Here is a 24,199-nt window from a genome sequence, read left to right on the forward strand (position 1 = left end):
TGATACCCGAGCTCAACACATTTAGCTAAATCCGTGGTGTCCGGGACCTTTTATGCAGCCGTATCAGCGCGACTTCATTCGTTTTGCCATCGATCGCGGCGTTCTGCGCTTCGGTGAATTCACCCTGAAATCGGGGCGTACCAGCCCGTACTTCTTCAATGCCGGCCTGTTCAACACAGCTTCCGCGCTGGCGCAGCTGGGGCGTTGCTACGCGGCGGCCATCGTCGACAGCAAGATCCCGTTCGACGTGCTGTTCGGCCCGGCGTACAAGGGCATCCCCCTGGCGGCGGCCACGGCGGTGCAACTGGCCGAGCACCATCAGCTCGACGTGCCATGGTGCTTCAACCGCAAGGAAGCCAAGGACCACGGCGAAGGCGGCAGCCTGGTTGGCGCCCCGCTGGCCGGCGACGTGCTGATCATCGACGACGTAATCACTGCCGGCACTGCCATCCGTGAAGTGATGCAGATCATCAACGCCCAGCAGGCCAAGGCCGCTGGCGTGCTGATCGCACTGAACCGCGAAGAGCGCGGCAACGGCGAGCTGTCGGCGATTCAGGAAGTCGAGCGCGACTTCGGCATTCCGGTGGTCAGCATCGTGTCGCTGACCCAGGTGCTGGAGTTCCTGGCCGACGATCCGCAGCTCAAGCAGCATTTGCCGGCGGTCGAGGCGTATCGCGCCCAGTACGGCATCTGACGCGAACGTGCGCAGAAAAGGCGACCCTAGGGTCGCCTTTTTCATATCTGTGCATTCAACGGCTGTTCGGGTAAGGGTCCTGCAGCGCGTCGCCCTGGCCGCTCAAGATCGTCCAGCCACGCAGTGGGTGGGTAGCGGGCTTGAAGTGGGGGCAGGGTGGAAGCGAGGTCTTGCTCTGATTGGAGTATTTGTGGCCGCAATCTGCGCACGAGTAGGTGCCAGCGGATACATCGCTGCCGTATTTGACCAATGCTTTCTGCGTCATAGCTGCATCTCCTTTGTGGGAAGCGGCAATGATAAGCAGCCGATGGTGACAGCGGTTGTAGTATGCGTCCGTCGCTTTAGTAGGACCTTTCCCGCCGTAAAGCACGCTACGCGGAGATGAAAAAGGCGACCCCTGGGTCGCCTTTACTGTGTCAATCCGTGCCGTACTTAGGCGAACGAGGCCCGTACAGGATCCCGCCGTTAGGATTAGGCGACAGCAGGCGTGCGCTGGTCATGCCGGCAATCGGGTAGCCGGCGTCATCCTGCACGCTGCTGATGATCTGGTTGATCGCCGCAGCCACCAGCATGCCGATCAGGCCGCCCTGGTTCTGTCGGCCTTCCTCGCTCGACGCGGTGGCGCTGCCGGTCCACAGGGTGGCGCCGGTCTTGAGGTCGACCAGCTTGGCGTTGGCGGTGACGATGGTCGCGCTGCTGATGATCATGTAGCGGGTACCGTAGTCGCTGACGGTGACGTACAGGCCCGCGTCGGCGCCAAAGATCTCGTGCAGCTTGCTGGTCGGCAACTGGTGGATGTCGGCCGGCGTGGTCATGCCGTTCTGGCGGAAAGTTTCGTCCACCAGTGCCACCGGCATCACGTAGTAGCCCGCTTCGGCCAGTGGGTAGGTGACCTGGGAGAGCATGCTGTAGGTCGCCTTCACGTCGGGCGATTCATTCAGTGGCGGCAGGATCAGGATCGATTTTGGACGGCTCTGCTTGTAAGCCGAATAGTCGATGGTCTTGCGCTCGGCACAGCCAGCGAACAACGCCAGCACACAGGCACCGACGATCAGTTGGGTCAGGCGCTTGATCACTGTTTGGCCTCTTTGCTGGCGTTTTTCATCAGGAAGTCCATGTAGGCCGTCGACTCAGGGAACAGCGCCTTCTCGGTGCGGAACTGCTGAATCATCTGGTCGTCCTTGCCGAGGCTGGAATACAGCAAGCCCAGCTGTGCGTGATAACCCGGCGGCACCGCGCCGTTCTTGGCCTTGATCTTCTCCAGATCACGCTCCAGGGCGGTGATCTGCTCTTCCTTGGCGTCACCTTTGAGGTAGCTGTACACCTGGGGCTGATAGCTTTCCCACTGATACAGCGGTTTTTGCGAGTTGCAGCCGGCCAGCAGCGCGCTGCCCAACAGCAGGGCGGCGACGGTGCGCCGGCCTTGGGGGAGGATGGTCATCGAGCGTCTTCCTTGTCGTAATCCAGGTATTACTGGGCTTGTGGCTTCCACTGGCCGCCTTCGACGGCACCTACCAGCTTGTTGACCGCTTCGCGCATGGCCAGGTCGAGGACCTTGCCGTTGAGGGTCGAGTCATAGCTGGCGGTGCCGCCGAAGCCGATGATCTCGCGGTTGGAGAGAGCGTATTCACCCGCACCCTGGCTGGAGTAGACCACTTCCGAGGTGCTGATATTGACGATGTTCAGCGCCACCTTGGCATAGGCGATCTGGGTTTTGCCGCGGCCGAGGATGCCGAACAGTTGGTGGTCACCGACTTCCTTGCGGCCGAATTCGGTGACGTCGCCGGTGACCACGAAGTCGGCGCCTTTCAAGCGCTGAGCCTGGCCCTTGATGGCCGCTTCCTGCTGGATCTCGCCCATGTTGTCGCGGTCCAGCACGTTGAAACGGTTGGTCTGCTGCAGGTGGGTGATGAGGATGGTCTTGGCCTGGCCACCCAGGCGGTCGACGCCGTCGGAGAAGATGCCGCGCATGTAGCTGGAGCGGTTGTCGAACTTGCCCACGGCAATCGGGGTGCGCACGCCGCTGTAAGGGCGGTTGACGCTTTCGACCTGTTGCACGGCAACAGCGGTGGAGGTTTCAGTGGCACAGCCGGCGAGGGACCCGACAGCCAGGGCGGCTGCCAGCACGAGTCCATGTGATGCGTATTTCACGCGCGTTCTCCAGGAAAATTAGCAAAGCGGGTTGCAAAAAAGCTGCATTCTGCCACGTTGATTCGGCAGCTTAACCGGTAAATTGATGGCAAAACATGAAAAAAGATGGCTCAAGGCCATCTTTTTCGTATATCCGATCGAATGCACCGCGGGCGGTGCAGCGATCCGGCCAACTCGCTCCCATAACCACTCATGCAGAGGTGTGGGAGCGGGCTGTTCGGATAACTACACCGCCCGCGATGGCCAGTAAAAGCATCGCGGGGCAAGCCCGCTCCCACGTTGACGGATGCCAAGGTGGGAGCGAGCTTGCCCCGCGATAGAGTTACAGCTGGATCAGTGACGCTTGCGATTGGTGATCAAGGTGCCCACGCCGCTGTCGGTGAAGATCTCCAGCAGCACCGCGTTGGGCACGCGGCCATCGATGATGTGCGAGCTGTTCACGCCGCCCTGCACCGCCTCCAGCGCGCACTTGATCTTCGGCAGCATGCCGCCGTAGATGGTGCCGTCGGCGATCAGTTCGTTGACCTGCTCGGTGGTCAGGCCGGTCAGTACCTGGCCTTGCTTGTCCATCAGGCCGGCGATGTTGGTCAGCAGCATCAGCTTCTCGGCCTTCAGCGCTTCAGCGACCTTGCCGGCGACCAGGTCGGCGTTGATGTTGTACGACTCGCCGTTCTTGCCCACGCCGATCGGCGCGATCACCGGGATGAAGTCGCCTTTGACCAGCATGTTCAGCAGGTCGGTGTTGACGCTCTCGACCTCGCCGACATGGCCGATGTCGATGATTTCCGGCTGGGTCATCTCCGGGGTCTGGCGGCTGACGGTGAGCTTGCGCGCACGGATCAGCTCGGCGTCCTTGCCGGTCAGGCCGATGGCGCTGCCGCCGTGGCGGTTGATCAGGTTGACGATGTCCTTGTTGACCTGGCCGCCCAGGACCATTTCCACCACGTCCATGGTCGCCGAGTCGGTGACGCGCATGCCGTCGATGAAGTGGCTCTCGATCGACAGGCGCTTGAGCAGGTCGCCGATCTGCGGGCCGCCGCCATGCACGACCACCGGGTTGATGCCCACGGCCTTCATCAGCACGATGTCACGGGCGAAGCCGGTCTTGAGCTCCTCGCTTTCCATCGCGTTGCCGCCGTACTTGATCACCAGGGTCTTGCCGACGAAGCGGCGAATGTAAGGCAGTGCTTCGGACAAAACCTCGGCTACATGGGAAGCGGCATCGCGATCGAGGGTCATGCAGGGCTCCAGGTAAGGAACGGATAGTCGTCAGAACGGCAGTTGCAGGTCTGGTTGGACCCGCAGCAACTGCGTGCGGAATACAGCCTTGATACGGTCGAGTTCTGCCGCGCTCTCGGCCTCGAAGCGCAGCACCAGCACCGGTGTGGTGTTGGAGGCGCGAACCAGGCCCCAGCCGTGGGCGTAGTCGACCCGCACACCGTCGATGGTGGTCAGGTTGGCATCGCCCCAGTCGGCGTCGCGTTGCAGAGCATCAATGATGCTGAATTTACCCTCGTCGGTCACATCAATGTTGATTTCCGGCGTGGAAATATCATCGGGGAACGCGGCGAACAGCTCTTCGGCGCTTTGCCCGGCCTTGCTGAGGATCTCCAGCAGGCGCGCGGCGCTGTAGATACCGTCGTCGAAACCGTACCAGCGTTCCTTGATGAAGATGTGACCGCTCATCTCGCCGGCCAGCAAGGAGCCGGTCTGTTTCATCTTCTTCTTGATCAACGAGTGGCCGGTCTTCCACATTAGCGCGCGGCCACCGTGCTGTTCGATCAGTGGGGTCAGACGGCGGGTGCATTTGACGTCGAAGATGATCTCGGCGCCCGGGTTGCGCGACAGCACGTCCTGGGCGAACAGCATCAGCAGGCGGTCGGGGTAGACGATGCTGCCGGTGTTGGTCACCACGCCCACGCGGTCGCCGTCGCCGTCGAAGGCCAGGCCGATATCGGCGCCGGTCTCTTTCACCTTGGCGATCAGGTCTTCCAGGTTCTCAGGCTTGCCCGGGTCCGGGTGGTGGTTGGGGAAGTTGCCGTCGACTTCGCAGAACAGCGGGATCACCTCGCAGTTCAGTGCCTCGATCAATTGCGGGGCGATCACGCCAGCGGCGCCGTTGCCGCAGTCGACCACCACCTTCAGGCGCCTGGCCAGCTTCACGTCGTCGACGATCTGCTGGTAGTAGCGCTCGAGGATCTCGACTTTCTCCACATGGCCTTCGCCACGGGTCAGGTCGTTGGTCTTAAGGCGAGTCAGCAGGGCCTGGATCTGTTCGTTGGCCAGGGTGTCGCCGGCGATGACGATCTTGAAACCGTTGTAGTCCGACGGGTTGTGGCTGCCGGTGAGCATCACGCCCGACTTGCCGGCCAGCACGTTGGCGGCATAGTACAGCGCCGGGGTCGGCACCAGGCCGACGTCGCTGACCTGGCAACCGGCCTCGACCAGGCCCTTGATCAGTTGCTCGACCAGCATCGGGCCGGACAGGCGGCCGTCACGGCCGACCGAGATCTGTGGTTCGCCCTGGGCGAGGGTCTGGGCGCCGATGGCGCGGCCGATCCAGTAGGCGGTTTCGGCGTGCAGGGTCTTGCCGACCACGCCGCGGATGTCATAGGCGCGGAAGATGCTGTCCGGCAGTGCGGGGACCAGGTGGGCCATGTCGTTCATCTCTGGGGACTCCATAAGTCAAAGGCTTCTGGGCAGGCGCAAACTGAACGCTTGGACGGCGGTTTCGCCAGAGAGTTCGCCATCCATGGCCCGAACGGTCTGTTGTTGCCTCAGCGGGTACCCGAGTGACCGAAGCCGCCAGCGCCGCGCTGGGTCTCGTCGAACTGCTCGACGATGTCGAAATGCGCCTGCACCACCGGCACCAGGATCAGTTGCGCGATGCGCTCGCCGACGGTGATGGTGAACGGCGTGCTGCCGCGGTTCCAGCAGCTGACCATCAACTCGCCCTGGTAGTCCGAGTCGATCAGACCGACCAGGTTGCCCAGCACGATGCCGTGCTTGTGGCCCAGGCCCGAGCGCGGCAGGATCATCGCCGCCAGGCCCGGGTCGCCGATGTACACCGACAGGCCGGTGGGGATCAGCAGGGTCTGGCCTGGCTCGAGGACGGTGTCCTCCTTGAGCAGGGCGCGCAGGTCCAGGCCGGCGGAGCCGGGGGTGGCGTACTGCGGCAGGGGGAATTCGGTGCCCAGGCGTGGGTCGAGGATCTTGGCTTGAAGAGCGTGCATGTAACTTACTGAACCTGGTTGAGCCGTTCGGCGATGAAGGCAACCAGCTGGCGGGCGATCTTGCCTTTGCTGGTCTGCGCGAAGAGGGTTTGATGCTGCTGCCGGTCGATCACGGTCAGGGCGTTTTCCTCGCTGTTGAAGCCGATGCTGGGGTTGGCCACATCATTGGCGACGATCAGGTCGAGGTTCTTGTCCTTGAGCTTGCGCGTTGCGTAGTCGAGCAGGTGCTCGGTCTCGGCGGCGAAGCCCACACTGAACGGGCGATCGGCGCGGCCGGCAATGGTCGCAAGGATATCGGGATTGCGCACCATCTGCAGCAGCATGCCGTCGCCGGTGGTGGGATCTTTCTTGAGCTTCTGTGCGGCGACGACTTCCGGGCGGTAGTCCGCGACTGCGGCCGAAGCGATGAACAGGTCGCAGGGCATGGCGGCTTCACAGGCCGCGAGCATGTCCCGGGCGCTGACCACGTCGATGCGGCTGACCCGGTCGGGGGTCGGCAGGTGTACCGGGCCTGTCACCAGGGTCACCCGGGCCCCGGCTTCGGCGGCCGCCTCGGCCAGGGCAAAGCCCATTTTCCCTGAACTATGGTTGGTGATGTAGCGCACCGGGTCGATGTTTTCTTGGGTCGGGCCGGCGGTAATCAGCACGTGCTTGCCGGTCAGTGCCTGGCGCTTGAAGCTCTCGGCGGCGCACCAGGCCAGGTCGGTGGCCTCGAGCATGCGGCCAAGGCCTACATCGCCACAGGCCTGGCTGCCGGAGGCCGGGCCGAACACCTGGATGCCACGGCGCTTGAGCAGCTCGAGGTTGTCCTGGGTTGCCGGGTCGCGCCACATGGCCTGGTTCATCGCCGGCGCCACGGCGACGGTGGCATCGGTGGCCAGTACCAGGGTGGTCAGGAGGTCGTCGGCCATGCCCTGGGCCATGCGCGCCATCAGGTCGGCGGTGGCCGGGGCGATCAGCACCAGGTCGGCCCATTTGGCCAGTTCGATATGGCCCATGGCCGCTTCGGCGGCAGGGTCGAGCAAGTCCATGTGCACGGGGTGGCCGGACAGCGCCTGCAGGGTGAGCGGGGTGATGAATTCGGCACCACCACGGGTCATGACCACGCGCACCTGCGCGCCGTGTTCCAGGAGTCGGCGAATCAGCTCGGCGCTCTTGTAGGCGGCGATGCCGCCACCCACGCCGAGAACGATGCGCTTGCGATACAACCGCTGCATAGGCCTTGCCTTATTCCAGTGAAAGCGGGCGGCGACGGTGACTGCCTGCGGCAGATCGTCGCATTTTCGAAGCGAACTAGATTAACACAGCGCCCAAACGGGCCGTAGTGGCAGGCGAGGAGGGAGGATGAACATCAGGGAGTGGCCGGCCGAGGAGCGGCCGAGGGAGAAGTTGTTGCAGCGCGGCGCGGCGGTGCTGTCGGACGCCGAGCTGGTGGCAGTGTTGCTGGGGTCGGGGGTTGCCGGGCGTAACGTGCTGGACTTGGCGCGTGGGCTGCTGGCGAAGTTTGGCGGGCTCAGGCCGTTCCTCGAGGCCGATCGCGTCAGGGTGCTGCGTGAGCCGGGCCTGGGGCCGGTGAAATACGCCCAGTTGCAGGCGTTGCTGGAGATCGGCAGGCGGTATCTGGATGAGGGCATCGAGCGAGCCTCGGCGCTGGAGTCGCCGACATCGGTGCGGCGCTACCTGAAGTCGATGCTGCGCCATGAGGCCAGCGAGGTATTCGGTTGCCTGTTCCTGGATACCAAGCACCGGCCGTTGGCGTTCGAGATCCTGTTTCGCGGCACGATCGACCGGGCGAGCATCTACCCGCGGGAGGTGGTACGCCGGGCCTTGCTGCACAACGCTGCGGCGCTGATCCTGTGCCATAACCACCCGTCAGGCCATTGCCAGCCCAGCCAGGACGACGTGCACCTGACGCAGATGCTCAAGCGCTCGCTGGCGCTGATCGATGTACGGGTGATGGACCATGTCATCGTCGGTGATGGCGAGCCGCTGTCCATGGCCGAGCATGGGTGGCTGGCAGGCTAGCTAGTCTTGGGTTGACTGCATCGGCCCTTTCGCGGGTAAACCCGCTCCCACAGGTTCCGCGCCTGTCTGTGGGAGCGGGTTTACCCGCGAAGAGGCCGGCACTGTCGGCAGATATTCAGCGGCCTGCAGAGACCTTGCTCAAATCCAACCGCCCAAACGGGCTCACCTGATACCCCTCGACGCCCTTGTGCAGCAAGGTCGCCGCCGTCGGATGCGCCAGTGGCAGCCACAGCGCCTGCTGCTGGATCAATGCCTGGGCCTGCTGGTACAGGCGGCTGCGCACGCTCTGGTCGTTGGTGGTGCGCCCGGCGTTGATCAGCTGGTCCAGGCGGCTGTCGCAGAACCGCGCGAAGTTTGTCCCGGACTTGACCGCCGCGCACGAGAATTGCGGGCTGAGGAAGTTGTCCGGGTCGCCGTTGTCACCGGCCCAGCCCATGAACAGCAGGTCGTGCTCGCCCGCCTTGGCGCGGCGGATCAACTCGCCCCACTCGATGGTGCGAATCTCGGCCTTGATGCCGACCTTGGCCAGGTCTGCCTGAAGCATCTGCGCGCCCAGGCTGGGGTTGGGGTTGAGCAGGCTGCCCGACGGGCGGGTCCAGATCGTGGTTGCAAAACCATCGGCCAGGCCGGCCTTGGCCAGCAGCGCCTTGGCCTTCTTCTGGTCCATGGCGTAACCCGGCAGGTCCTTGGCGTAGCTCCAGGTGTTCGGCGGGTAAGGTCCGTTGGCGGCGGTGGCGGTGTCTTCGAACACGGCCTTGAGGTAGGCCTGCTTGTCGAAGGCCAGGTTGATCGCCTGGCGCACCTCGGGTTTGTCCAGCGGCGGGTGCTGGCTGTTGATGGCGACGAACGCGGTCATGAACGCCGGGGTGGTCGCCACCTCGAGGTTGCCGTCCTTGCCGGCCTCGGCGATGTCCAGCGGCTTGGGCGACAGGGCCACCTGGCATTCGCCGCGCTTGAGTTTCTGCAGGCGCACGTTGGCGTCGGGGGTGATGGCGAAGATCAGCGGGTCGACCGACGGCTTGCCGGCGAAGTAGTCGGGGTTGGCGCGGTAGCGCACCACGGCGTCCTTCTGGAAGCGCTGGAAGATGAACGGCCCGGTACCCACAGGCTGGCTGTTGAGCTTGTCCGGGGTTTCGGCCTTGAGCAGTTTGTCGGCGTATTCAGCCGAGTAGATCGAGGCGAAGCCCATGCTCAGGGTGGCCAGGAAGGTGGCATCCGGGTGCGAGAGGGTGAAGCGCACGGTATTGGGCTGCGGGGCCTCGATCGACTTGATCAGGCTGCCCAGCTGCAGCGACTGGGCATGCGGGTAGCCGCCCGCGGCGGTCTTGTGCCATGGGTGGGCGGGGTAGAGCATGCGTTGGAAGCTGAACAGCACGTCTTCGGCGTCCAGCTCGCGGCTGGGCTTGAAGTAGGGCGTGGTGTGGAACTTGACGCCCTGGCGCAGGGTGAAGTCGTAGATCAGACCGTCCGGCGACACCGTCCAGCTCTCGGCCAGGCTGGGCACGACCTTGCCAAGCCCGGCGTCGAATTCGACCAGGCGGTTCATCAGCACATCGGCCGAGGCATTGGTGGTGGTCAGCGAGTTGTACTGGACCACGTCGAAGCCTTCCGGGCTGGCTTCGGTGCACACCGACAGCGGCGCGGCCTGGGCAAGGCCGGCGGCACACAGCGTGGTGAACAACAGGGAAAGGGCGGCGGCACGCATGGTGGCTCCTTGGCGGGTTTGTGGCACCATCTGCCGGTGCAGTCTGGAAAAGTCCTACCCTAGTGTGGGCACAAGCAAATGACCACACCCTTTCGCATTAATTCGGCGACGGGCGGTCGACACCCTGTCGCCCCAGTCGTTATGCTGCCCGGGCGCACTCGGCCCGACCTGAAGACACATCTTCTGTTGTTGCGGCTGAGTCTTTCTGGTATAAAGCAGCGCTCTTTTCTAGGGGCTCGGCCTGTCGCGTAAGCGCTTCCGGTCGATAAGACCCTCGGAAACACGGCGCCTGGCGCCAATGACTGAGAGATTAAGCGGCCAACCCATGCCGGGTTGGGCATGTGGTTTTAGAGGGCTGAGGCATGTCGAGAGTCTGTCAAGTTACTGGTAAGGGTCCAGTAACCGGGAATAACATTTCCCACGCAAACAACAAAACCCGTCGTCGTTTCCTGCCAAACCTGCAGCACCACCGTTTCTGGGTTGAATCCGAGAAGCGTTTCGTGCGTCTGCGCGTTTCCGCCAAAGGCATGCGTATCATCGACAAGCGCGGCATCGATGCCGTTCTGGTCGACATCCGCAAAGCTGGCGCCAAGGTTTAAGGGAGAACATCATGCGTGAATTGATCCGTCTGGTTTCGAGTGCCGGTACCGGCCACTTCTACACCACCGACAAGAACAAGCGCACCACTCCGGACAAGATCGAGATCAAGAAATACGATCCGGTCGTCCGCAAGCACGTGGTGTACAAGGAAGCCAAGATCAAGTAATTGATCGGCAACCTGAAAAAACCCGCAACCGCAAGGTGGCGGGTTTTTTTATGCCTGCCATGAAACGCTGCCGTCTGCAGGCGACAAAGAAAAAGGCGCCCAGGGCGCCTTTTTCTTTGTCGCATCGAGTCTGGGGTTCAGGCGATTTTCAGGCCGCTGATGAAACCATCGGCATCGACGCTGATGATGACCCGGTCACCGCGCAGGTCACGGGTGATCAAGTCTTTCGGTCCAGCGGCGATGGTCAGGCTGGTCAACTCGAGGATGTAAGGCTTGACGCTTTCCACGTAGCGCGTGCGGATGACATGGCGGGCCGGGCCGAGGATATCGGTGGTCATGGTGAATCTCCTTGAGGATATGTCCGACGGTGGACATCGCCATGATCCGGCCTGCGCTGACCCCTTGCGCGGTACATAGTTAGAGGCCTTCAGCCAATATTCACTTGGCCTCGAACATCACATAGATCTTGCGGCACGGCTCCAGCACTTCCCAGGTGCCCTTGAAGCCCGCCGGGATCACGAAGCGATCACCGGTGCGCAGGGTCTTGGCGCCGCCGTCCTGGTCGCGCAGCACCGACACACCTTGCACGATCTCGCAGTACTCGTGTTCGGTGTAGTTCACCGTCCACTGGCCCACTTCACCTTCCCAGACGCCTGCGGCGAACTGCCCGCATGGGCTGGCATAGTGGTTGTAGACAGCCTGGTCAGGCTCGCCCTTGAGGATTTTCTCCGCCGCCGGGCGGTAGCGTTCGGCCTCGGTCAGAACCTGGGCGAAATCGACGATGCTGGCGATACTCATGGTGGTTACCCTGTTGTTGTTTAATAAAATGAACATCAGTAGGCATTTGAGCCGTTCGTGTCAAATATATTGATAGTTTCCCCGCCCTGGTTTAGGGTGGCAGGTGCCCGTGTGCCTCGTCACCCGGCCAGAATTTCTGACAGCGCCCGTGAGTCCTCAGTGCGGCGTTGCACCTTAACAAGAGAGGAGTTTCCTATGACCACCCTGACTCGTGCGGACTGGGAACAGCGTGCCCAGCAACTGAAGATCGAAGGCCGCGCCTTCATCAACGGCGAATACACCGATGCCGCATCCGGTGAAACCTTCGACTGCCTGAGCCCGGTGGACGGACGCTTCCTGGCCAAGGTTGCCAGCTGCGACCTGGCCGATGCCAACCGCGCTGTCGAAAATGCCCGCGCCGTGTTCGAATCCGGCGTCTGGTCGCGCCTGGCCCCGGCCAAGCGCAAGGCCAAGCTGATCCGCTTCGCCGACCTGCTGCGCAAGCACGTCGAAGAGCTGGCCCTGCTCGAAACCCTCGACATGGGCAAGCCGATCGGCGACTCCTCCAGCATCGACGTGCCGGGCGCGGCCAGTGCCCTGCACTGGAATGCCGAAGCCATCGACAAAGTCTACGACGAAGTCGCGCCAACCCCGCACGACCAGCTCGGCCTGGTTACCCGTGAGCCGGTGGGCGTGGTCGGTGCCATCGTACCGTGGAACTTCCCGCTGCTGATGGCCTGCTGGAAACTCGGCCCGGCCCTGGCCACCGGTAACTCCATCGTCCTCAAGCCGTCGGAAAAATCGCCGCTGACCGCCATCCGCATCGCCCAGCTGGCGATCGAAGCCGGTATCCCGGCCGGTGTGCTCAACGTGCTGCCAGGCTATGGCCACACCGTGGGCAAGGCCCTGGCCCTGCACATGGACGTCGACACCCTGGTGTTCACCGGTTCGACCAAGATCGCCAAGCAGCTGATGATCTACGCTGGCGAGTCGAACATGAAGCGCGTCTGGCTGGAAGCCGGCGGCAAGAGCCCGAACATCGTCTTTGCCGACGCGCCGGACCTGCAGGCCGCCGCCGAAGCCGCTGCCAGCGCCATCGCCTTCAACCAGGGTGAAGTGTGCACCGCCGGTTCGCGCCTGCTGGTGGAGCGTTCGATCAAGGACAAATTCCTGCCCATGGTGGTCGAGGCCCTCAAGGCCTGGAAACCGGGCAACCCGCTGGACCCGGCAACCACCGTCGGTGCGCTGGTCGATACCCAGCAGATGAACACCGTGCTGTCGTACATCGACGCCGGTCACCAAGGCGGCGCCAAGCTGCTGGCTGGCGGCAAGCGCATCCTGGAAGAGACCGGCGGCACCTACGTCGAGCCGACCATCTTCGACGGTGTGACCAACGCCATGAAGATTGCCCAGGAAGAAATCTTCGGCCCGGTGCTGTCGGTGATCACCTTCGACACCGCCGAAGAAGCCATCGCCATCGCCAACGACACCCCGTACGGCCTGGCGGCCGGCATCTGGACCTCGGACATCTCCAAGGCCCACAAGGCCGCCCGCGCCGTGCGTGCCGGCAGCGTCTGGGTCAACCAGTACGACGGCGGCGACATGACCGCGCCGTTCGGTGGCTTCAAGCAGTCGGGCAACGGCCGCGACAAGTCGCTGCACGCGCTGGAGAAGTATACCGAGCTGAAGGCGACCTGGATCAAGCTGTAATCCGGTAACGCCTTTTCGCGGGGCAAGCCCGCTCCCACGCCGCCAGTCGCTTTGGAGGCGTGGGAGCGGGCTTGCCCCGCGATGCTTTTTGCCTGATTTGTCTGCCCAGGAGGCCACCATGCGTTGGGGAACCTATTTTGCCGTGCTGGCGTCGGTGCTCAGTGTCGGGCTCGCGCTCGGCGTGAGCATGCCGCTGGTGTCCCTGCGCCTGGAGGGCTGGGGTTACGGCGGGTTCGCCATCGGCGTGATGGCGGCGATGCCGGCGCTGGGCGTGCTGGTCGGCGCCGCCGTGGCCAGCCGCCTGGCCGGTTGGGTCGGGGTACCGACCGCCATGCGTCTGTGCCTGTGGGGCGGGGCGCTGTCTATCGGCCTGGTGGCGTTGCTGCCCAGCTACCCGCTGTGGCTGGCGCTGCGCCTGCTGATCGGCATGTCGCTGACCGTGGTGTTCATCCTCGGCGAAAGCTGGATCAACCAGCTGGTGGTCGAACAATGGCGCGGGCGGCTGGTGGCGCTGTATGGCAGCAGCTACGCCCTGAGCCAGCTGGCTGGGCCGATGGTGCTGGGTTTTCTCGGCTCCAACGATGACTTCGGTTTCTGGGCGGCCACCGGGCTGCTGCTGGTTGCCCCGCTGATCCTGCTCGGCCGTAGCGGCGCGCCCAGCACCGAGGCGTGCAGCGTTACCTTCCTCGACCTGTTCGCCTTCTGTCGACGGCTGCCGGTCATTGCCTGGGCCATCGCGCTGTTCGCCGCGTTCGAGGCAATGATCCTCACCCTGCTGCCGGTGTATTGCCTGCAGCAGGGCTTTACCACGGAAGTGGCGCTATTCATGGTCAGCACCGTGGTGGTGGGCGATGCGGTGTTGCAGCTGCCGATCGGTGCGCTGGCTGATCGCATGTCGCGGCGCACGTTGTTCAGTGGCTGCGCGCTGACCCTGCTGGTCTCGAGCCTGGCCATTCCGCTGCTGCTGCACACGCCGCTGATCTGGCCGTTGTGGGTGCTGTTCGGGGCCAGTGCGGGAGGGTTGTTCACCCTGTCGCTGGTATTGATCGGCGAGCGCTATCGCGATGATGAGCTGGTGCGGGCCAATGCCCACGTGGCGCAGCTGTGGGGTATCGGTTGCCTGATCGGGCCGCTGCTGGCCGGGGCGGGTAGCCAGTGGGTCAGTGGGCATGCGTTGCTGCTGCTGATGGCGGCGGGGGCAGCGGGGTTGGTGGTGCTGACCCGGCGCAAAGGGGCCTTTGACCCGGTCGCCGCCTGAGCGATCGCTATCGCGGGGCAAGCCCGCTCCCACGCAGTTCCTATTGCTGCGTGGGAGCGGGCTTGCCCCGCGATAGGCCCTACAACATCTTCTCCAGCCCCACCGCCTTGCTGATCCAGGCATTGAACCGCCGCCAGAATCCCCCCGGCTCGGTCAGCAGCATATGCCGCTGGCCATTGTCCTCGGTGACCCACACCAGCTTCCCGCCCACCAGCTTTGGTTGGTAGCTCAACGCCGGCGCCATGCCCTGTACCGCCAGGTCGCGGGTGTATTCGGCCAACTCCGGGCTGTCCACCAGCACGCCGACCTCGGTGTTCCACAGCACAGAACGCGGGTCGAAGTTGAACGAGCCGATGAACGTCTTGCGCCTGTCGAACACCATCGCCTTGCTGTGCAGGCTTGAATCGGAGCTGCCGTGCAGGCTCAGGCCGCGCCGGGTACTGCGGTCGCCGGGCTGGCGGCGCAGTTCGTACAACTGCACGCCATGTTCGAGCAGGGCGCGGCGGTAGGGCGCGTAACCGCCATGTACCGCCGGTACGTCGGTGGCTTCCAGCGAATTGGTCAACAGCTTGACCGAGGTACCGGCGTCCGCACGGCTGGTCAGGTACAGCAAGCCCGGCTCACCCGGCACGAAGTAGGCTGACACCAGGATCAGCTCGTGCCGCACGCTGTTCAGGTCCGGCGCCAGTTGCTGGCTCATCAGCAATTGCGGGTCGGGTTCGTCGTCGGCCAGCACTTTGCTCGGCGCGTCCCACAGCGCCTGGCTGTGCGCCCAGATCAGTTCGTTGCGCCATACGTCCAGACGTGGCTGTGTCTGGTAGGCCATCAGCCGGTCGTAAAGGGCTTTGCGTTTGATACGTGCCTCGGCCAGGGACACTTCCAGGCGCTGGCGGCTGGCGCGCAGGTCTTCGGTGTCGGGCTGCCACCACAGGTAATCGCCGATCGGCCGGCTCAGCGCGCTGTTCCAGTACTGGTCGAAGCCGTGCCCGAGTTGCTCGGCCACCGGGCCTACGCCCAGCAGGTCGATGTCGGTGAAGTTGAGGTTGGGCTCGGCGTCGAAGTATTCGTCACCCAGGTTGCGCCCGCCGACGATGGCCATGCTGTTGTCCACCAGGAACAGCTTGTTGTGCATGCGCCGGTGCTGGCGTGACAGGTTGAACAGTCGGCCCACGGCGCGGGTCACGCCGGTGCTGCGGCCCAGGTGCAGCGGGTTGAACACACGAATCTGGATGTTCGGGTGGGCGGCCAGGGTGCCCATCAGGGTGTCGAGGCCATCACTGGTGGTGTCGTCGAGCAGGACGCGCACGCGCACGCCGCGGTCGGCGGCGCGCAGCAGTTCGTGCACCAGGGCGCGGGTGCTGAGGCCGTCGTGGACGATGTAGTACTGCAGGTCGATGCTGGCCTGGGCGCTGCGGATCAGCTCGGCGCGGGCGCGGAAGGCCTCATTGCTGTTGGGCAGCAGGCGAAAACCCGAGCGCCCCTCGTAGGGCGCGGCCTGGCGCTGCACCGAGCGGCCGAACGCCGATTCACTGGCCGGCAGCGCCTGGCTGACATCACGGGGTGTACCGGTGCTGGCGCAGCCTGAAAGGCCGAGCAGCAGCACCAGCAGCAGGGGCAGGGCTGGCTGGCGTCTCAAGGGTGAATCGTCCTGTGCGACAGGGGCTTATGGGGTTGGACCGTGGCGGGCGGCGCAACGTTACCCGGCAGCGTGTTCGGCCGCCAGTAGACGATGGGCGGTTTCCCCCACCTTGCGCACCGCGGCCTCGATCTGCGGCGTCGGCCGCGCGGCGAAGTTCATGCGCAGGCAATTGCGGTACTTGCCCGAGGCCGAGAAGATGCTGCCCACGGCGATCTGCACGCCCTGCTCCAGTAAAGCCCGGTTCAGGCGCAACGTATCGAAACTTTCCGGTAATTCCACCCACAGCATGAAGCCACCCTGGGGCCGGCTGGCGCGGGTGCCCGCCGGGAAATAACGGGTCACCCAGTCGCACATCTGGTCGCGGCCGCGTTGGTACTGGCTGCGCATGCGCCGCAGGTGGGGCTGGTAGTGGCCCTCGGCGATGAAGTCGGCAATCGCCAGTTGCGGCTGGCAGGCGGTGCTGCCGGTGCTGATGTATTTCATGTGCAGCACCCGCTCCAGGTAGCGACCCGGCGCCACCCAGCCGATGCGCAGGCCCGGTGCCAGGGTCTTGGAGAACGAACTGCACAGCAGCACCCGGCCATCGTCGTCGAACGACTTGATGGTGGCCGGGCGCGGATAGGTGTAGGCCAGGTCGCCATACACATCGTCTTCGAGGATCGCCACGTCGTAGCGCTGGGCCAGGGTGAGCAAGGCCTTCTTGCGCGCCTCGGGCATGATGTAGCCCAGCGGGTTGTTGCAGTTGGGGGTGATCTGGATGAGCTTGATCGGCCACTGCTCCAGGGCCAGCTCCAGTGCTTCGAGGCTGATGCCGGTGAGCGGGTCGGTGGGGATCTCCAGCGCCTTCATGCCCAGGCCCTTGAGGGTCTGCATGGCGCCGTGGAAGCTCGGCGAGTCGACCGCGACGATGTCCCCGGGTTGGCACACCGCGCGGATGCTGCACGACAGCGCCTCGTGGCAGCCGGTGGTCACCACCAGGTCGGCCGGGCCCAGGCGGCAGCCGGAATCGAGCATCAGCCGGGCGATCTGCTCACGCAGCTGGGCATTGCCGTGGATGTTGTCGTAGTACAGGCCGGGCATGTCCTGGCGCCGGCTGAGCTGCGCCAGGCTGCGCAGCAGCGGCTTGAGCGTGGGGCTGTCGACATCCGGCATGCCGCGGCCCAGCTGGATCACGTCCGGGCGTGGGGTGGCGCGTATCAGTTCCAGCACCTGTTCCCACTGGGAGATATCCACAGGCCGTTGCGCCGGGCGGCTGATGTCGGGCAGGGCAGGGAGGTTGCGGTCCTCGGCGACGAAGTAGCCGGACTTGGGCCGTGGCGACACCAGGCCGTTGTCCTCCAGCAGGCGATAGGCCTGTTGCACGGTACTCAGGCTGACCCCGTGCTCGGTGCTCAGGGCGCGGACCGAGGGCAGGCGTTGGCCCGGCCGGTACAGGCCCTGCTCGATGCGCGACCCGAGCAGTTCGGCCAGGTTGAGGTAGAGCGTCACGGCATACTCCTGAGCATTTTGTGGGGCTGGACCGATACAGATTGCAGGAAAATACTCCATTCAGCCGGCGTGACGCCAATTCTGTATGGGAATAATAAATCTGTGTTGGATCTGTATTGCCCGTGGCCCGCACGCGCATGCTTTCTGCACGCTATGACGTGATCTGGAGGGTGCGGTGATGGGTGGCATGAGCGATGTACGGTTGCAACTGTTGGCCACGGAACTGGAGGCGGGGCAGCGGCCCAAGGTCTACAGCGCTCCGGCGGGGCTGGGGCGCTGGGGGCTCATGCTGCATCGCTGGCGCACCCGCAGGGCCTTGCTGCAGCTGGAGGATTACCAGCTGCGCGATATCGGGCTGACCTGGGAGCAGGCGTGCCGGGAGGCGCGCAAGCCGTTCTGGAAGGATTGAGGGATCAAGGTATTGGGTTGTCAGGATTGGCCCTATCGCCGGCTTGCCGGCGATAGGACCCCGCACCCGATCACACCAACTCTTTGAGCCGGTACCAAAGCATCCCCAACGCCAACAGCGGCGAGCGCATCAGCTTGCCGCCGGGGAAGGTTGGGTGCGGCACCTTGGCGAACAGGTCGAAACGCCCGCTTTGCTGGCCGCTGATGGCTTCGCCGAGCAGGCGCCCGGCCAGGTGGGTGGCGTTCACCCCATGGCCGGAGTAGGCCTGGGCGTAGTAGACATTCGGCTGCCCGGCCAGGCGGCCGATCTGCGGCAGGCGGTTGGCGCCGATGCCGATCATCCCGCCCCACTGGTAGTCGATGCGCACGTCGGCCAGTTGCGGGAACACCTTGAGCATCTTTGGCCGCATGTAGGCAGCGATGTCCCGCGGGTCGCGCCCGGAGTAGTGGCAGGCACCGCCGAACAGCAGGCGGTGGTCGGCGGACAACCGGTAGTAGTCCAGGGCCACACGCTGGTCGCATACCGCCATGTTCTGAGGCAGCAACTGGCGGGCGCGCTCCTCGCCCAGAGGCTCGGTGGCGATGATGTAGCTACCGGCCGGCAGCACCTTGCCGCCCAGCTCGCGGTTGAGGTCGTTGTGGTAGGCGTTGCAGCACAGCACCAGGGTCTTGGCGCGGACCCGGCCCTGGGCGGTGTGCACCTTCACTTCAGGGCCGTACTCGATGCGGGTGACTTCCGATTGCTCGAACAACTGCACGCCCAGGCGGCTGGCGGCAGCCGCCTCACCGAGCGCCAGGTTGAGCGGGTGCAGGTGCCCCGAACCCATGTCGATCAGGCCGCCGACATAGCGGTCGGAGCCGACCACCGAATGCATGTCGCCGGGCTGCACCAGACGCAGTTCATGGCGATAGCCCAGGCTGCGCAGTTCTTCGGCGTCCTCGGCGAATCCCGCAAGCTCGGCGGGTTTGTTGGCCAGGTCGCAGTAGCCCCAGGTCAGGTCGCAGTCGATGCCATGCCGCTCGACGCGGTCACGGACGATCTCCACGGCCTCCAGGCCCATCAAGCGCATGCTGCGCACGCCGTCCTCGCCGATCACCGGGAGGAACTGCTCCAGGCCATGGCCGACCCCGCGAATCAGTTGCCCACCGTTGCGCCCGCTGGCGCCCCAGCCCAGCTTGCGGGCTTCCAGGAGGATCACCGACAGGCCGCGCTCGGCCAGTTCGATGGCGGTGTTCAGGCCCGAGTAGCCACCGCCGACGATGCATACATCGGCGCTGTGCTCGCCTTGCAGGTACGGATGGTCTGGGTGTGGCGCGCTGCTGGCGGCGTAGTAGGAGGCGGCGTGCTGCGCGCTGTGGATCATCTGTCGATTCCCGGGGCTGAGGCGAAAGAGGGAGGATAGGCAACTGGCCAATCGCGGGGCAAGTCGCAGCGGCGAACCGCCGCTCCCACGATCAATCCTGCGTGGGAGCGGGCTTGCCCCGCGATTGGGCTTATAATCCAGCCACATTCATCGTTCTGTCTTCGCCCATGTCCTGCAACCGCCACAAGATCCACTTCCTGCGCGAACTCATCCCCTCGTTCGAGTGCGAGCCCGGCTGTCACGACTGCTGCGGCCCGGTCACCACGTCCGCCGAGGAGATGGCCCGCCTGCCGCGCAAGACCCAGGCCGAGCAGGAAGTGGCCTTGGAGCACCTGAACTGCGTGCACCTGGGCCCGGAAGGCTGCACGGTCTATGAAGAGCGGCCAATGATCTGCCGCCTGTTCGGCACCACCCCGCGCATGGCCTGCCCGCGTGGACGCGGGCCTGAGCAGCCGATCGACCCGGCTGCCGAACAGCTGGTCCACACCTATATCGCCAGCACCCGCCAGGTGCTGGTCTGACGCCTCAGTCCGGGATCGGCAGGCACAGGCTCTCTTTCACTTCTTCCATCACGATGTAGCTCTTCGACTCGCGCACGTGCGGCAGCTTGAGCAGGATGTCGCCGAGCAGCTTGCGGTACGAGGCCATCTCCGAGATACGCGCTTTCACCAGGTAGTCGAAATCGCCCGACACCAGGTGGCATTCCAGCACGTGCGGCAGCTTGAGTACGGCACGGCGGAACTCCTCGAAGGTGTCGCCGGACTTGTAGTCCAGGCTGATCTCGACGAACACCAGCAGGCTGCCCTTGAGGTGCTGCGGATTGAGCCGGGCGTTGTAGCCCATGATGATCCCCTCGCGCTCCAGGCGGCGCACGCGCTCGGTGCAGGGGGTGGTCGACAGCCCGACTTTCTCGCCCAGTTCGGTGAACGAGATACGCCCGTCATTCTGCAGGATCCGCAGGATGTTGCGGTCGATCTTGTCCAGTTCACGCTTGCTCTGGTGCTGGGTTCTCATAGGGGATGCCCCTCCGTCAAAGGCGATTTCGCCAAGAATTCTCGCCAAATATAGGCGTTTATATAGTGAATTGCACTGGGCTGTCCTTCATACAATGCGCGCATCCATGCCATATCAACAAAAGACTGCGGCGAGCCGCGTGCGAGGGATGAACAATGCGAGTACTGGTACTAGGTAGCGGTGTGATCGGAACCGCCAGTGCCTACTATCTGGCCCGGCAAGGTTTCGAAGTGACGGTGGTCGATCGCCAGCCGGCGGTAGCCATGGAAACCAGCTTCGCCAACGCAGGCCAGATCTCGCCCGGCTATGCCTCGCCGTGGGCCGCGCCAGGCGTGCCGCTCAAGGCCATCAAGTGGCTGCTGGAGCGCCACGCCCCACTGGCCATCAAGCTCACCGGCGACGTCGACCAGTACCTGTGGATGGCGCAGATGCTGCGTAACTGCACCGCCAGCCGCTACGCGGTGAACAAGGAGCGCATGGTGCGCCTGTCCGAGTACAGCCGCGACTGCCTCGACGAGCTGCGTGCCGAAACCGGCATCGCTTACGAGAACCGCAGCCTGGGCACCACCCAGCTGTTCCGCACCCAGGCCCAGGTGGATGCCGCGGCCAAGGACATCGCCGTGCTGGAGCAGTCCGGCGTGCCTTACGAGCTGCTTGATCGCGACGGCATCGCCCGCGTCGAGCCGGCCCTGGCCGGCGTGAAGGATATCCTCGCCGGCGCCCTGCGCCTGCCCAACGATCAGACCGGCGACTGCCAACTGTTCACCACCAAGCTGGCCGACATGGCCGTCAAGCTGGGCGTCGAGTTCCGCTTCGGCCAGGACATCCAGCGCCTGGACTTCGCCGGTGACCGCATCAACGGCGTATGGATTGACGGCAAGCTGGAAACCGCCGACCGCTACGTGCTGGCCCTGGGCAGCTACTCGCCGCAACTGCTCAAGCCGCTGGGCATCAAGGCCCCGGTTTACCCGCTCAAAGGCTACTCGCTGACCGTGCCGATCACCGATGGCGACATGGCGCCGACCTCGACCATCCTCGACGAAACCTACAAGGTCGCCATCACCCGTTTCGACAACCGTATCCGTGTTGGCGGCATGGCTGAAATCGCCGGTTTTGACCTGTCGCTGAACCCGCGTCGACGCGAAACGCTGGAGATGATCGTCAACGACCTTTATCCTCGCGGCGGCGACCTGAGCCAGGCGAGCTTCTGGACCGGCCTGCGCCCGGCGACCCCGGACGGCACGCCGATCGTCGGTGCGACCAAGTTCCGTAACCTGTTCCTCAACACCGGTCACGGCACCCTGGGTTGGACCATGGCGTGCGGTTCCGGCCGCCTGCTGGCCGACCTGATTGCCCGCAAGAAGCCGCAGATCAGTGCCGAAGGCCTGGACATCTCGCGCTACGGCAACAGCCGCGAAGCTGCCAGCCAAGGCCAGCCGGCGCCTGCTCACCAATAAGCATTGATGCTGTTGGCCTCATCGCGGGGCAAGCCCGCTCCCACGTACCTCGACAGTATTCGTGGGAGCGGGCTTGCCCCGCGATGAGGCCCGAACCGATTGACCTGTTCCCTCACCCCGGCGCGGTGGATACCTACCCCCATCTGCCGCGCCGGGGCTTTACTCATAACCAGAACTGCCAGAAGGCTGCCGCCATGCGCCCCGCCCGTGCCCTGATCGACCTCCAAGCCCTCCGTCACAACTACCGCCTGGCCCGTGAGCTGACCGGTGCCAAGGCCCTGGCCGTGGTCAAGGCCGACGCCTACGGCCATGGCGCGGTGCGTTGCGCCCTGGCCCTGGAAACCGAGGCCGACGGATTTGCCGTGGCCTGCATCGAAGAGGCATTGGAGCTGCGCGCCGCTGGCATCAAGGCGCCGGTGCTGCTGCTCGAAGGATTCTTCGAGGCCAGCGAACTGGCGCTGATCGCCGAGCATGACCTGTGGTGCGTGGTGCATTCGCTGTGGCAGCTCGAGGCGCTGGAAAAGACTTCCGTACACAAGCCGCTGACCATCTGGCTGAAGATGGACACCGGCATGCACCGGGTCGGCGTGCACCCCAAGGACTACCACAACGCCTACCAGCGCCTGCTGGCAAGCGGCAAGGTGTCGCGCATCGTGCTGATGAGCCACTTCGCCCGTGCCGACGAACTCGACGCCACGGCCACCGAGCAGCAGGTGGCGGTGTTCGAAGCTGCGCGCCAGGGCCTCAGCGCCGAGTGCAGCCTGCGCAACTCGCCGGCGGTGCTGGGCTGGCCGAGCATCAAGAGCGACTGGGTGCGCCCAGGCATCATGCTGTATGGCGCCACCCCGTTCGAGGTGGAGCAGGCCCAGGCCGCCCGCCTGCAACCGGTGATGACCCTGCAATCGCGGGTGATCAGCGTGCGCGAACTGCCGGCTGGTGAGCCGGTGGGCTATGGCGCCAAATTCGTCAGCCCTCGCCCGACCCGGGTCGGTGTGGTCGCCATGGGCTATGCCGACGGCTATCCGCGCCAGGCCCCCACCGGCACGCCCGTGGTGGTCGCCGGCAAGCGCGCCCAGCTGATCGGTCGGGTGTCGATGGACATGCTCTGCATCGACCTCACCGAGGTGCCCGAGGCTACCGTCGGCAGCCCGGTCGAGCTGTGGGGCAAGCAGGTGCTGGCCAGCGACGTGGCGCTGCAGGCCGGTACCATTCCATACCAGATCTTCTGCAATCTCAAGCGCGTGCCGCGGGACTATATCGGCGAATAAGGCGCCGAAGCGGACAGGCTGCGGGGCGGTGTGTTGTAAATACTGAACGGCATTGCCATCATATCGTTCACACATCCCCCACCTGACCCCTTCCTGGAGGCCCACGCTTTGGACGTCGGTGAACGACTGCAAGCCATCCGCAAGCTCAAGGGCCTGTCCCAGCGCGAACTCGCCAAACGCGCCGGGGTGACCAACAGCACCATCTCGATGATCGAGAAGAACAGCGTGAGCCCCTCCATCAGCTCCCTGCGCAAGGTGCTCAGTGGTATCCCCATGTCCATGGTCGAGTTCTTTTCAGTCGAACTGGCACCGGAAAGCCCGACGCAGATCGTCTACAAGGCCCACGAGCTGATCGACATCTCCGACGGCGCGGTGACCATGAAGCTGGTCGGCAAGTCGCACCCCAACCGCGCCATCGCCTTCCTCAACGAGGTCTACCCGCCCGGCGCCGATACCGGCGAAGAGATGCTCACCCATGACGGCGAAGAGACCGGCATCCTCCTCGAAGGCCGCCTGGAACTGGTGGTCGGCACCGAGATCTTCATCCTCGAAGCCGGCGATAGCTACTACTTCGAAAGCACCCGCCCGCACCGTTTCCGCAACCCATTTGCAGAGCCTGCCCGGTTGATCAGCGCGGCCACCCCGTCGAACTTTTGATCCAGCGCAGTGCATTGATTCGCCAATACCCTTTCCCCGAGTGTGGTCGTTCCACGCTTTCAGGAGTGCCGCTATACTTTTCAACGCTCGCTATTCCGTGGCCGCGAGCGTGATTAGCCACCATGAGGGTGTACGTGTGAACCAAATCAAGAAGATGCTGGCCGTACCAGCAGCCGTATTCGCCCTATGGGCAATGAGCGCAACCGCTGCGACCAACGACGAGATTGCCAAGCGCCTGGCGCCGGTTGGCCAAGTCTGCGTCCAGGGCCAGGAATGCAAGGGCATGGAAGTGGTCGCCAGCGCTGGCGGCGGCGGTGCCAAGACGCCGGACGACATCATCGCCAAGCACTGCAACGCCTGCCACGGCAGCGGCCTGCTGGGTGCGCCGAAGATTGGCGACACCGCGGCCTGGAAAGAACGCGCCGACCACCAGGGCGGCCTCGACGGCATCCTGGCCAAGGCCATCACCGGGATCAACGCCATGCCGCCGAAGGGCACCTGCGCGGATTGCTCGGATGATGACCTCAAGGGTGCGATCAAGAAGATGTCCGGGCTGTGAGCTGGACCTGATTTGCGCAAAGCCCG

Annotated in this window: 26 protein-coding genes and 1 pseudogene; 12 read left to right on the forward strand and 15 right to left on the reverse strand. The window is 64.4% G+C overall.

Going from position 1 to position 24,199, the window contains the following annotated elements; translation table 11 throughout:
* Positions 1–52: 52 nt before the first annotated feature.
* On the forward strand, positions 53–694 hold the full coding sequence (pyrE, locus tag RTH46_RS01270; protein ID WP_110991999.1) for an orotate phosphoribosyltransferase: 642 nt from the start codon (positions 53–55) through the stop codon (positions 692–694).
* A gap of 55 nt (positions 695–749) precedes the next feature.
* Here pyrE and RTH46_RS01275 read toward each other — a convergent pair whose 3' ends face one another.
* The 8 genes and pseudogenes from RTH46_RS01275 to coaBC all read right to left on the reverse strand — a co-directional run bounded on the left by RTH46_RS01275 (position 750) and on the right by coaBC (position 7,295).
* The gene (locus RTH46_RS01275; protein WP_316904876.1) at positions 750–959 is read right to left on the reverse strand and encodes a hypothetical protein; all 210 of its coding nucleotides are present in this window, start codon (positions 957–959) and stop codon (positions 750–752) included.
* 151 nt (positions 960–1,110) lie between these two features.
* On the reverse strand, positions 1,111–1,758 hold the full coding sequence (locus RTH46_RS01280; protein ID WP_316904959.1) for a DUF799 domain-containing protein: 648 nt from the start codon (positions 1,756–1,758) through the stop codon (positions 1,111–1,113).
* 8 nt (positions 1,759–1,766) lie between these two features.
* Positions 1,767–2,135 carry a DUF4810 domain-containing protein gene (locus tag RTH46_RS01285; protein WP_316904877.1) on the reverse strand — a complete coding sequence of 123 codons (369 nt, stop codon included), beginning with the start codon at positions 2,133–2,135 and terminating at the stop codon, positions 1,767–1,769.
* Between the two features lie 29 nt (positions 2,136–2,164).
* Entirely contained in the window at positions 2,165–2,845 is a 681-nt protein-coding gene (locus tag RTH46_RS01290; RefSeq protein WP_110992002.1) for a CsgG/HfaB family protein, read from the reverse strand.
* A 333-nt stretch (positions 2,846–3,178) separates the two neighbouring features.
* Positions 3,179–4,084, reverse strand: a complete 906-nt coding sequence (gene argB / locus RTH46_RS01295; RefSeq protein WP_110992003.1) for an acetylglutamate kinase — start codon at positions 4,082–4,084, stop codon at positions 3,179–3,181.
* Between the two features lie 30 nt (positions 4,085–4,114).
* Positions 4,115–5,488, reverse strand: a pseudogene (locus RTH46_RS01300) (phosphomannomutase/phosphoglucomutase); the annotation flags it as partial.
* Between the two features lie 134 nt (positions 5,489–5,622).
* On the reverse strand, positions 5,623–6,078 hold the full coding sequence (gene dut / locus RTH46_RS01305) for a dUTP diphosphatase (protein WP_102684802.1): 456 nt from the start codon (positions 6,076–6,078) through the stop codon (positions 5,623–5,625).
* 5 nt (positions 6,079–6,083) lie between these two features.
* The gene (gene coaBC, locus RTH46_RS01310; RefSeq protein WP_110992005.1) at positions 6,084–7,295 is read right to left on the reverse strand and encodes a bifunctional phosphopantothenoylcysteine decarboxylase/phosphopantothenate--cysteine ligase CoaBC; all 1,212 of its coding nucleotides are present in this window, start codon (positions 7,293–7,295) and stop codon (positions 6,084–6,086) included.
* Positions 7,296–7,422: 127 nt separating this feature from the next.
* Between coaBC and radC the strand changes: the two genes are divergently transcribed.
* The gene (radC, locus tag RTH46_RS01315) at positions 7,423–8,103 is read left to right on the forward strand and encodes a RadC family protein (protein WP_279846288.1); all 681 of its coding nucleotides are present in this window, start codon (positions 7,423–7,425) and stop codon (positions 8,101–8,103) included.
* Between the two features lie 115 nt (positions 8,104–8,218).
* Here radC and RTH46_RS01320 read toward each other — a convergent pair whose 3' ends face one another.
* On the reverse strand, positions 8,219–9,808 hold the full coding sequence (locus RTH46_RS01320) for an ABC transporter substrate-binding protein (protein ID WP_316904878.1): 1,590 nt from the start codon (positions 9,806–9,808) through the stop codon (positions 8,219–8,221).
* 362 nt (positions 9,809–10,170) lie between these two features.
* On the opposite strand from RTH46_RS01320, the gene rpmB reads away from it, so the two are divergent.
* Both rpmB and rpmG read left to right on the forward strand, forming a co-directional pair.
* A complete protein-coding gene (gene rpmB / locus RTH46_RS01325) occupies positions 10,171–10,407 on the forward strand; it encodes a 50S ribosomal protein L28 (RefSeq protein WP_003253504.1) in 237 nt (78 codons plus the stop codon).
* A gap of 11 nt (positions 10,408–10,418) precedes the next feature.
* Positions 10,419–10,574 (forward strand): 50S ribosomal protein L33, encoded by a 156-nt coding sequence (gene rpmG / locus RTH46_RS01330; protein ID WP_003253507.1) that lies wholly within the window; start codon positions 10,419–10,421, stop codon positions 10,572–10,574.
* Positions 10,575–10,711: 137 nt separating this feature from the next.
* Here rpmG and RTH46_RS01335 read toward each other — a convergent pair whose 3' ends face one another.
* Positions 10,712–10,912 (reverse strand): hypothetical protein, encoded by a 201-nt coding sequence (locus RTH46_RS01335; RefSeq protein ID WP_279846286.1) that lies wholly within the window; start codon positions 10,910–10,912, stop codon positions 10,712–10,714.
* Between the two features lie 100 nt (positions 10,913–11,012).
* Positions 11,013–11,372, reverse strand: a complete 360-nt coding sequence (locus RTH46_RS01340) for a cupin domain-containing protein (RefSeq protein WP_153786733.1) — start codon at positions 11,370–11,372, stop codon at positions 11,013–11,015.
* 195 nt (positions 11,373–11,567) lie between these two features.
* On the opposite strand from RTH46_RS01340, the gene RTH46_RS01345 reads away from it, so the two are divergent.
* Complete coding sequence (locus RTH46_RS01345) at positions 11,568–13,061, forward strand: aldehyde dehydrogenase (protein ID WP_316904879.1); 1,494 nt, start codon at positions 11,568–11,570, stop codon at positions 13,059–13,061.
* 118 nt (positions 13,062–13,179) lie between these two features.
* Entirely contained in the window at positions 13,180–14,319 is a 1,140-nt protein-coding gene (locus tag RTH46_RS01350) for an MFS transporter (protein WP_153786731.1), read from the forward strand.
* A 79-nt stretch (positions 14,320–14,398) separates the two neighbouring features.
* On the opposite strand, the gene RTH46_RS01355 is transcribed toward RTH46_RS01350, so the two are convergent.
* Positions 14,399–15,955 (reverse strand): phospholipase D family protein, encoded by a 1,557-nt coding sequence (locus RTH46_RS01355; RefSeq protein ID WP_316904880.1) that lies wholly within the window; start codon positions 15,953–15,955, stop codon positions 14,399–14,401.
* Positions 15,956–16,015: 60 nt separating this feature from the next.
* Entirely contained in the window at positions 16,016–17,446 is a 1,431-nt protein-coding gene (locus RTH46_RS01360; protein ID WP_316904881.1) for a PLP-dependent aminotransferase family protein, read from the reverse strand.
* A 178-nt stretch (positions 17,447–17,624) separates the two neighbouring features.
* Between RTH46_RS01360 and RTH46_RS01365 the strand changes: the two genes are divergently transcribed.
* Entirely contained in the window at positions 17,625–17,855 is a 231-nt protein-coding gene (locus tag RTH46_RS01365; RefSeq protein WP_153786728.1) for a DUF1127 domain-containing protein, read from the forward strand.
* A 70-nt stretch (positions 17,856–17,925) separates the two neighbouring features.
* Here the strand turns inward: RTH46_RS01365 and RTH46_RS01370 are convergent, their stop codons facing one another.
* The gene (locus tag RTH46_RS01370; RefSeq protein WP_316904882.1) at positions 17,926–19,218 is read right to left on the reverse strand and encodes an FAD-binding oxidoreductase; all 1,293 of its coding nucleotides are present in this window, start codon (positions 19,216–19,218) and stop codon (positions 17,926–17,928) included.
* A gap of 167 nt (positions 19,219–19,385) precedes the next feature.
* Here RTH46_RS01370 and RTH46_RS01375 point away from each other — a divergent pair, with 167 nt between their 5' ends.
* Positions 19,386–19,739, forward strand: a complete 354-nt coding sequence (locus RTH46_RS01375) for a YkgJ family cysteine cluster protein (RefSeq protein WP_316904883.1) — start codon at positions 19,386–19,388, stop codon at positions 19,737–19,739.
* 4 nt (positions 19,740–19,743) lie between these two features.
* Here RTH46_RS01375 and dadR read toward each other — a convergent pair whose 3' ends face one another.
* Complete coding sequence (gene dadR, locus RTH46_RS01380; RefSeq protein ID WP_003258963.1) at positions 19,744–20,232, reverse strand: transcriptional regulator DadR; 489 nt, start codon at positions 20,230–20,232, stop codon at positions 19,744–19,746.
* 155 nt (positions 20,233–20,387) lie between these two features.
* On the opposite strand from dadR, the gene dadA reads away from it, so the two are divergent.
* The 4 genes from dadA (at position 20,388) to RTH46_RS01400 (ending at position 24,173) form a co-directional block, all read left to right on the forward strand.
* Positions 20,388–21,689, forward strand: coding sequence for a D-amino acid dehydrogenase (gene dadA / locus RTH46_RS01385; protein WP_125466048.1), 1,302 nt, complete (start codon positions 20,388–20,390; stop codon positions 21,687–21,689).
* Between the two features lie 194 nt (positions 21,690–21,883).
* A complete protein-coding gene (alr, locus tag RTH46_RS01390; RefSeq protein WP_316904960.1) occupies positions 21,884–22,957 on the forward strand; it encodes an alanine racemase in 1,074 nt (357 codons plus the stop codon).
* A 108-nt stretch (positions 22,958–23,065) separates the two neighbouring features.
* The gene (locus tag RTH46_RS01395) at positions 23,066–23,614 is read left to right on the forward strand and encodes a cupin domain-containing protein (RefSeq protein WP_110992018.1); all 549 of its coding nucleotides are present in this window, start codon (positions 23,066–23,068) and stop codon (positions 23,612–23,614) included.
* Between the two features lie 154 nt (positions 23,615–23,768).
* The gene (locus RTH46_RS01400; RefSeq protein WP_110992137.1) at positions 23,769–24,173 is read left to right on the forward strand and encodes a c-type cytochrome; all 405 of its coding nucleotides are present in this window, start codon (positions 23,769–23,771) and stop codon (positions 24,171–24,173) included.
* Positions 24,174–24,199 lie beyond the last annotated feature (26 nt).

The organism is Pseudomonas sp. zfem004 (assembly GCF_032621715.1).
Classification (GTDB): Bacteria; Pseudomonadota; Gammaproteobacteria; order Pseudomonadales; family Pseudomonadaceae; genus Aquipseudomonas; species Aquipseudomonas sichuanensis.